General features: G+C 68.1%; 7 protein-coding genes and 2 tRNA genes. 2 read left to right on the top strand and 7 right to left on the bottom strand.

All coding sequences use genetic code 11. The features are described from left to right. Nucleotides 1-388: 388 nt before the first annotated feature. Entirely contained in the window at nt 389-790 is a 402-nt protein-coding gene (locus ACZ6R6_RS47325) for a hypothetical protein (RefSeq protein ID WP_470103879.1), read from the top strand. A gap of 53 nt (nt 791-843) precedes the next feature. Beyond that, the gene (locus ACZ6R6_RS47320; protein WP_470103877.1) at nt 844-1,089 is read left to right on the top strand and encodes a hypothetical protein; all 246 of its coding nucleotides are present in this window, start codon (nt 844-846) and stop codon (nt 1,087-1,089) included. A gap of 3 nt (nt 1,090-1,092) precedes the next feature. On the opposite strand, the gene ACZ6R6_RS47315 is transcribed toward ACZ6R6_RS47320, so the two are convergent. The 7 genes from ACZ6R6_RS47315 to ACZ6R6_RS47285 form a co-directional block, all read right to left on the bottom strand. Beyond that, on the bottom strand, nt 1,093-1,512 hold the full coding sequence (locus tag ACZ6R6_RS47315) for a PH domain-containing protein (RefSeq protein WP_470103876.1): 420 nt from the start codon (nt 1,510-1,512) through the stop codon (nt 1,093-1,095). A gap of 26 nt (nt 1,513-1,538) precedes the next feature. Continuing rightward, complete coding sequence (locus tag ACZ6R6_RS47310; RefSeq protein WP_470103874.1) at nt 1,539-2,306, bottom strand: globin domain-containing protein; 768 nt, start codon at nt 2,304-2,306, stop codon at nt 1,539-1,541. 165 nt (nt 2,307-2,471) lie between these two features. After that, a tRNA-Met gene (locus ACZ6R6_RS47305) sits at nt 2,472-2,545 on the bottom strand. Between the two features lie 120 nt (nt 2,546-2,665). Beyond that, a tRNA-Met gene (locus tag ACZ6R6_RS47300) sits at nt 2,666-2,739 on the bottom strand. 72 nt (nt 2,740-2,811) lie between these two features. Beyond that, nucleotides 2,812-5,718, bottom strand: coding sequence for a UPF0182 family membrane protein (locus tag ACZ6R6_RS47295; RefSeq protein WP_470103872.1), 2,907 nt, complete (start codon nt 5,716-5,718; stop codon nt 2,812-2,814). A 327-nt stretch (nt 5,719-6,045) separates the two neighbouring features. Further along, entirely contained in the window at nt 6,046-7,092 is a 1,047-nt protein-coding gene (locus tag ACZ6R6_RS47290) for a YlbL family protein (protein WP_470103870.1), read from the bottom strand. Between the two features lie 84 nt (nt 7,093-7,176). Beyond that, nucleotides 7,177-7,602, bottom strand: a complete 426-nt coding sequence (locus ACZ6R6_RS47285) for a molybdenum cofactor biosynthesis protein MoaE (RefSeq protein ID WP_470103868.1) — start codon at nt 7,600-7,602, stop codon at nt 7,177-7,179. Nucleotides 7,603-7,625 lie beyond the last annotated feature (23 nt).

The raw sequence follows: 7,625 nt of genomic DNA, 5'->3' as shown, positions 1-7,625 counted from the left end.
TCAAACCCGCCCGTTTGGAACGACTTGACTTGATCTAGCTGGCCCTACCGGAATTCCGGCCGCCCCGTTTCCGGAGCAACCCTTCAAACTTACTCTGACATCCGGTTCCTGTCGAATCGTGCGGACAGGCCCGAGTTGTCGGGTTCAGCGTGGAGGGGGTGCGGGGCGCTCAGCCGACCTGGAGGCCGTCTGGCCTCCGGAGCTCGTTGCCCTGCAGGAAGAACAGTAGCAGGACTCCTGTGCAACAGAGACAACTTGCCAACCATTCCCGAGACTCGCGCGTCCCAAACCGGGCGGCGCAAGCAGACAACAAGCGATCCGCAACCGGCGCTGGATACGAAGTAGGCACGAGGGTCAGGATCCTGACTCCACCGTGGAGGTGAGCACCATGACCCGCTCGGAGTTCGACGACATCCGCGCGCACATCGACGCGGAGGCCGATCATCCTGGCGACCTGCTCAGGGTCGCCAGGTCTCTGCTGAGCGACCTTGAAGACGCACGGATGCGCGAGGCGACTCTCCGCACCCATTACCTGCGTCTCCTTACCGCGGCCCGGGCGACCGCCGCCGCCGAGGCGGCCGGCTACCCGGAGCCGCTGACCTTCATCACCGACGAGCTGGCCAAGCGCGGCCAGCTCCCGGCGGGCGAGGAGGAGGTGCACCGGATCTTGGCCGACGCGCAGACCGCGGCCGCGCTCCTGGCCTGCCTGGAACAGGCCTCCGCCGCACCGGCCGGGAAGGGGCCGCGGGTCCGCAGGTGCGCGGGCACGAGCCGCCCCCTCCCCCGATGAGGTGTTCCACGTCGTTGACCTGGCCTTGAAGCAGGGTCTGTAAGACTTCGGGCATGTGGCAGCGGAGACTGAACTGGGCTGCGACGGTTCTCGTGGGCGTCTTCGGCGTGCTGTGGGCCGGCGTCGTGACGTTCGCCGCCCTGGACACGTCGACGTGGTCGCGGATCGGGCAGGTCGTCTTCGGGGCCTTCCTCGTGAGCTGGTCCCTGCACAAGACGAGCCTGCTGCTGCGCCGCCGTACCGGGGCCGGGGGCACGGCGGCGGAGGACACGGCGCGGCACCGCCGGGCCAGGGCCTGACGGTCAGGAACCGGTCCGGAAGGAGCACAGTTCGTCGGCGACCTCCTGGCACGGAGCGCCGAGATCGAACTGGCTCAGAAGGAAGACCGCCTCGCCGGTGTCGATCTCCAGAACCCCGGTGCGTGAGGCGAAGCGGGTCCGCGTGTCCACGCGGATCCGCTCGACCGCGCTCCACGGCACCCGCTGCAGGCCGGCGAAACCCCTGACCACGACCAGTCCCTCGCCGTCGGCGCTGAGCCGTACCGGGGCCAGGACGTCGCGCAGGGCCAGCGTGGCCATCATCAGGGTCGCCGCGCCCGCCAGGATCATCCCGCGCGGGTCACCGACGCTCAGCACGGTGGCCACCGCGAAGACGAGGGCGGCGACCGCCTTCAGGACGAGGAGATCGCGGCGTACGCGCCAGCGCAGAACCGGTCCGGACATGTCATCCACACTGGCACGTTAACCGCTCAGCCCTTGGGCACGTACGGCGGCGCCACGCCCCAGCCCCAGTGCGGCACCGGGGCGTGGGCGAACGGGGCCGCGCCCGGCTGGGAGTTGGCGAACGCCAGACGGGTCCCCCACTCGATGTAGCCGAGGAAGGCCGCACGGAACTCCGGGTCCGCGGGGAGTCCGACCTCGTCTGCGGCGTCCAGGAGGAGGTTCACCCAGCGGCGGCGCTGCGGTTCGGTGATGCCCTTGCCGATGTGCTGGGAGAGCATGTGGGGGTATCCGCCGCGCTCGCGCGTGTAGCGATCGGGGCCGCCGAAGACCTCGCCGAGCCACATCGCCACATACCTGGGGTGACCGGGGTCCATGTGCGCGAAAAGCGGCCCGATGAGATCGTCCTTCTTCACGTGGCCGTAGAAGACCTCGGTGAGCCGCTCGAACGCCTCGGCCCCACCGGCCCAGTCGTAGAGCGTCGGCGTCGCGGCCCCCTGGCCCCGGACGCCGGTGGGTGCGTAGTGGCGCATCTCCTCGATGTCGGAGACGTAGGGTTTGATCTCCGCGAAGAAGGCCGCGAAGTCCGGACCGCCCCGGAACCCCTGGAGGTGGTCCTCCGCCGAGGTCCAGGTGATCCGCAGGATGTAGCAGGCGGGTTCGTCCACGCATCGGGTGAGCTCGTAGTCCACGCACTGGGGAGCGTTGGCGAGCGGTACGGCGGCGCGCCGGTAGGCGGCCTCGAACTCCGCCGACCGCTCGTCGGGGACGCGGTAGCGGATGTATTCGACGATCATTGGTCACCTTCCAACCAGATGTAACCGATGAGTCGATGTAATCATGTAATTGATCGCCTGCGCACCCTGTCCGGCCAAAAGGCCGAGAAACAGGGCTGCGGCGCGTTCCGGGAGCAAGAAACGACGAAGGCCCCGGTCTCTGGGAGACCGGGGCCTTCGTTTCAGTAGCGGGGACAGGATTTGAACCTGCGACCTCTGGGTTATGAGCCCAGCGAGCTACCGAGCTGCTCCACCCCGCGTCGGTATGTTTAGAGACTACCGGGCCTCGGCACCGGAGAGCAAATCGACGGCATGAGACAGAGATCCGCACCTACGACAGAAGGCCCGGATCTCAGTGAGATCCGGGCCTTCCACATCAGTAGCGGGGACAGGATTTGAACCTGCGACCTCTGGGTTATGAGCCCAGCGAGCTACCGAGCTGCTCCACCCCGCGTCGGTGTGTCTAAAGACTACCCGGCTTTGGCGGTGGACGCGAATCAGGCGGCTCGCTGTGCTCGAAAACCCCCTATGGGCTGGGCGAGGACGTCGGTGTCGCCGATGGTGCGGGAGTGCCGGAAGGGGTCGGGGCCGGGGTCTGAGAGGGGGCCGGAGTGGCCGTGGGGACCACCCCCTTCAGCTTCTCCAGCGCCTTCGCCAGCTCCTGCTGCGCCGCGCCGTACGCCGTCCAGTCCGGCGGGTTCTTCGCCAGGGCCTCCTGCGCCTTGTCGTAGGCCTGCTGCGCCTCGCTGATCGCCTGGTTCAGCGTGGTGCTCGGCTGGGAGGGCAGCTCCGGCTTGGTGGTGTCCGGCTTGGCCGGCTGGGCGCCCTCTCCGAAGACCTGCTTCAGAGCGCCTTCCAGGGTGTCGGCGAAGCCGACCCGGTCACCGTAGGAGACCAGGACCCGCCGGAGGATCGGATAGGGCTCCTGGCCGGAGGAGGCGGCGGTCTCCACGTAGACCGGCTCGATGTAGACCAGACCGCCGGCGAACGGCAGGGTCAGCAGGTTGCCGTAGCGGACCTTCGCCCCGCCGATGCCGAGCAGGTTGAGCTCGCCGGAGAACTTGTTCTGGAAGTTGTTCTGCACCTGGCCGGGGCCGGGGATGGTGGTGTTGGAGGGCATCCGCAGGATGCGGAGCTTGCCGTAGTCGTCTCCCGGGGTGGCGTCCACGGACATGAACGCGGCCAGGTTGGGACCCTGGCGCGGCACGAACGTGGTGGTCAGGGAGAACGTCGGGTCCGTCGTGTCGGGCATCTTGACCGACAGGTAGTACGGCGGCTGCTTGATGTCACGATCACCCGAGGACGGGTCGTTCGGGACGTTCCAGAAGTCCTGGCCGCTGTAGAAGGCGCTCGGGTCCTGGATGTGATAGCGGGACAGCACGTCGCGCTGGACCTTGAACAGCGCCTCCGGGTAGCGCAGGTGCTGCTTGAGGCTCTCCGACACCGCGTCCTTCGGCTTGATGATGCCGGGGAAGGCCTTGCGCCAGGTCCGCAGGATCGGGTCCTGCTCGTCCCAGGCGTACAGCGTGACCGTGCCGTCGTAGGCGTCCACCGTGGCCTTGACCGAGTTGCGCATGTAGTTGATCTGGTCGCGCGGCTGCGGCACCACCAGGCGCGGGTCGGTGACCGTGTCCCGCGTCATCGCCTCCAGGCTCCTGCTGTCGGAGTAGGGGTAGGAGTTGGAGGTGGTGTAGGCGTCGGCGATCCAGACCACCCTGCCGTCGACGATGGCCGGGTAGGGGTTGTCGTCCAGGCTCAGGAACGGCGCCACCTTGGCGATGCGCTCCTGCGGGTTGCGCACGTAGAGGATCTTGGACTTGTCGTTGATGTCGCTCGACAGCAGCAGGTTCTTCTCACCGTATTTGGCCGCGTACAGCACGCGGTTGAAGAACGAGCCGACCGGGACGCCGCCCTTGCCGGTGTAGGTGGTGTTCTGCTGACCGGTGCCGCTGCTCAGCGGGTAGTCGAGCTCCTGCTTCTTGTCGCCGCCCACGATGACGTATTCCGGCGCGCTCGGGGACTCGCCGAAGTAGACGCGCGACTCCTTCAGGCCCGTCCGCTCGACCAGCGGGCCGGTCACCGGCATGTCCTTGGCGTCGAAGTTGGGCAGGCCCTGCGAGTCGACCTCGTTGCCCGGCGCGGCCACGAACCCGTAGCCGTGGGTGTAGACCAGGTGCCGGTTGATCCAGTTGTCCTGCTCACGCGGCGGGCCGGTGAGCTCCCGCACCGCCACCACGGTGTCGCGCATCTTGCCGGAGGCGTCCGGGTAGCGGTCGACGTCGAGCGGGTCATGGAAGTCGTAGTAACCGCGGATACGCTGCTTCTGCTGATAGGTCTTGGCGACCAGGTTGGGGTCGAGCAGCCGCACGCCGGAGATCGAGCTGTCGGTGGTGACGTTGACCTTCGAGGCGTCACCCTGCGCCGTGTAGTCGATGACGTCGGTCTTGTCGACGCCGTAGGCCTTCCTGGTGGCGACGATGTTGCGCTCGATGTATGCCTTCTCCTTGTCCTGCTGGTTCGGCTTGACCTGGAACTGCTCGACCAGGGCCGGGTAGACCCCGCCGATCAGGATGGCCGACAGCACCAGCAGGCCGAAGGAGACACCGGGCAGCATGCCGCCGGGCCGTACGACTCCGGCGAAGAAGAGGGCGGCGCAGATCAGGGCGATGATCGCCAGGATGGTCTTGGCGGGCAGCACCGCGTTGACGTCGGTGTAGGACGCGCCGTAGGCGAAGCCCCGGTCGGAGAAGACCAGGCCGTAGCGGTCGACCCAGTAGGCGACGGCCTTCAGCAGCACGAACACGCCCAGCAGCACCGACAGGTGGACCCGGGCGGCCCGGGAGGCGTGCACCCCCGGCGACTGGAGCCGGAACCCGCCGTAGAGGTAGTGCACGATCGCCGACATGACGGCCGACAGCACCACCGCGGTGAACAGGAAGTTCAGCACCATCCGCAGGAACGGGTAGGTGAACATGAAGAACGACACGTCCATGCCGAACAGCGCGTCGTTCTCGTTGAACGGCGTGGCGTTGATGTATTCCAGCCAGGTCTTCCACTGGTTGGAGAACGACGATCCGGCGAACAGGGCGAGCACGGCGGCGCCGATCAGGAAGATCAGCTTGCGGTGCGGGTCGAGGGCCATCCGGTAGCGGTCGGCGCCGCTGGCGCCGCCGAACATCCCCGGGCCGAACATCGGCCGCATCCGGTAGGCCAGCAGCATGTTGCCGCCCACCAGGCCGACCATCAGCACGGCGCCCACGATGAAGAGCAAAATCTGCGTGACGATCACGCCGGAGAAGACCGCCGTGTAGTCCACCGAGTCGTACCAGAGGTAGTCGGTGAAGATGCCGGCGAACAAGAAGAACAACGCAACGAGCGCGACGATGGCGATCGCGACAGGAAGCAGCAGTCGTGGCCGGCGGGGCAAGCGCATTGCCCTACCGGCTCCGGGGGTCCGGAAGCTCAAGGCCAACCCCTTGTCGTAAGAGCACGGTCCGTGTTTGGAAACCTACACCGGCGGGGGTTCCGTCGTGCTCAGCCGCTTGGCCACGGTCCGGCCACAACCCCCACAGGTCTCGGATTCACCACTGTCAACGCGCGGGAGGCCAAATCAGTGCCCCCGGGGGCGGAATCGGCGTGCGCGTGCGCCCCCTCCCGGCGTCGCGTCCCGCCGACGGCCCGCCGCCGGCCCGCTCCCGACCGCTCCCGACCGCTTCCAGCCGCTCCCGACGGCTCGGCGCGGTGCCGGGGTCCCGCCGGATCAGCCCGCCGGACAGCTCGGCGCGGTGCCGGAGCCGGTGCGGACCACGTCGATCGCCTGGACCGCGTCGTGGAGCGTCTCGACCCTCATCAGCTTCAGGCCGTCGGGGACGGCCTTCACCGCCTCGGCGCAGTTGTCGGCGGGGGTGAGGAAGACCGTGGCCCCGGCCTTACGGGCGCCCACCATCTTCTGCTGGATGCCGCCGATCGGACCGACCTTGCCCTCCGGGGTGATCGTCCCGGTCCCGGCGATCGCCTTGCCTCCGGTCATCGGCCCCGGCGTGAGCTTGTCCATGATGCCGAGGGAGAACATCATCCCCGCGCTCGGCCCGCCCACGTCGCCGACGTTGATCTTCACCTTGAAGGGGAACTTGTATCTGATCTGCATCGTGATGCCCACGATGGGCGTGCCGTCCTCGGCCGCGGCGGTCGGGACGGTCACGGTGGTGCTCTGGTCGGCGCGGTTGACGGTGAAGTTGACCTTCTCGCCGGCCTTGTGCTTGCGGACGGCGGCGGAGACGGTCTCGCGGTCTGCCGCGGGTACCCCGTCGACCGAGACGATCTCGTCGCCGGTCTTGAACTTCCCGTCGGCCGGCAGGCCCTTCTGGATGGAGGCCACGCTCACGACCGAGGTGTAGGGGATCTTCAACTCGGTCAGCGCGGCCGCGGTCGCGTCGTCCTGGGAGTTGGTCATCTCCTGGCTGTTCTGCTGCTCGACCTCTTCGGCCGTGCTCGTCGGCGGGAAGATCGTCTCTTCCGGCACGACCGCGACGGTCGGGTCGACCCAGCCCCTGAGCGCGCTGAACAGGTCGATCCTGTTGCCCGGCCCGCCCTGGTAGGCCACGGTGACGAGGCTGAGCTTGCCCGAGGTGGGATAGGTCGGGCGCCCCTCGACGCTGATCACCGGCTTGCCCTTGACGTCTCCGATGGTGTTCTCGGTCGGCCCGGGACTCAGGACGACGTAAGGGACCGGCAGCAGGGCGCCGACGACGCCGAGCATGAGCGTGAGGAAGCCGGCCACCATCAGGGTCAGCGCTCGTCGGGACATAGGAGGAAGCCTATGCCGTGTTACCGGGCAGACAGGTGCACGTACGCGCCGCCATGTTCCGGATCGTACGGCTTGCGCCCGATCTCACTCGCAGGCCCCGACCCATTCGGCCGAGCCGTCCGCGAAAAGCTGGTTCTTCCAGATCGGCACCTCGCTCTTGAGGTCGTCGATCAGCCGCCGGGAGGCCGCGAACGCCTCGGCGCGGTGGGGGCAGGAGACCGCCACGATGACCGCGATGTCGCCGAGTTCGAGGTCGCCGACCCGGTGCACCGCGGCCAGCGCGGTCACCGGGAAGTCGGCGGCGACCTTCTCGGCCACCCGGCGCAGCTCGCTCTCGGCGCTGGGGTGCGCCGAGTAGGACAGCCGCGTGACCGGCTTGCCGTGGTCCTGGTCGCGCACCGTGCCGACGAAGATCGTCGTGCCGCCCGCGGCGTGGTCGCCGACGGCGGAGTAAACCTCGTCGACGGAGAGCGCGCTGTCGCGGATACCCAGCAACCGGATGACTTCCACACCGCAGAGCCTACCGTCCCGGA

Source organism: Streptosporangium sp. NPDC048886 (assembly GCF_055586905.1).
Note: the sequence above shows the minus strand (reverse complement) of the source record. Positions and strands in the feature narration are given on the sequence as shown.

Bases quoted from the DNA above. Each gene is read 5' to 3' on its own strand.
- ACZ6R6_RS47325 (WP_470103879.1), top strand. From the start codon at position 389: ATGACCCGCTCGGAGTTCGACGACATCCGCGCGCACATCGACGCGGAG.
- ACZ6R6_RS47320 (WP_470103877.1), top strand. From the start codon at position 844: ATGTGGCAGCGGAGACTGAACTGGGCTGCGACGGTTCTCGTGGGCGTC.
- ACZ6R6_RS47315 (WP_470103876.1), bottom strand. From the start codon at position 1,512: ATGTCCGGACCGGTTCTGCGCTGGCGCGTACGCCGCGATCTCCTCGTC.
- ACZ6R6_RS47310 (WP_470103874.1), bottom strand. From the start codon at position 2,306: ATGATCGTCGAATACATCCGCTACCGCGTCCCCGACGAGCGGTCGGCG.
- ACZ6R6_RS47295 (WP_470103872.1), bottom strand. From the start codon at position 5,718: ATGCGCTTGCCCCGCCGGCCACGACTGCTGCTTCCTGTCGCGATCGCC.
- ACZ6R6_RS47290 (WP_470103870.1), bottom strand. From the start codon at position 7,092: ATGTCCCGACGAGCGCTGACCCTGATGGTGGCCGGCTTCCTCACGCTC.